Genomic DNA, 238 nt, shown 5'->3' with positions numbered 1-238 from the left:
CCTCCAGGCCGAGGAAGTACGAGACGCGCCCCGAGAGCACGCTCAGCGTGTTGCCGGTGAGCGAGTAGCCCTCGACGCTGTCCGGGACGCGGTTGAGATCAGAGATGTACGCGGACGTGGCGCCGCCGATGAACACGCCCGTGCTGCTGCCCCGCAGTTGCTCCGCCTTGAGCCCGGCCCGCTCCAGCGCCTCCCACGACACCTCCAGCAGCAACCGCTGCTGCGGATCCATCGCCAA

Annotated in this window: 1 protein-coding gene; it reads right to left on the bottom strand. The window is 68.9% G+C overall.

Annotation, left to right across the window (positions count from 1 at the left end; translation table 11 throughout):
* Positions 1-238: beta-ketoacyl synthase N-terminal-like domain-containing protein (locus GTY47_RS40020; RefSeq protein ID WP_158688497.1), on the bottom strand; the 238-nt coding region annotated here is incomplete at both ends.

It is taken from the genome of Streptomyces sp. SID5464, from assembly GCF_009862985.1.
Classification (GTDB): domain Bacteria; phylum Actinomycetota; class Actinomycetes; order Streptomycetales; family Streptomycetaceae; genus Streptomyces; species Streptomyces chartreusis_D.
Note: the sequence above shows the minus strand (reverse complement) of the source record. Positions and strands in the feature narration are given on the sequence as shown.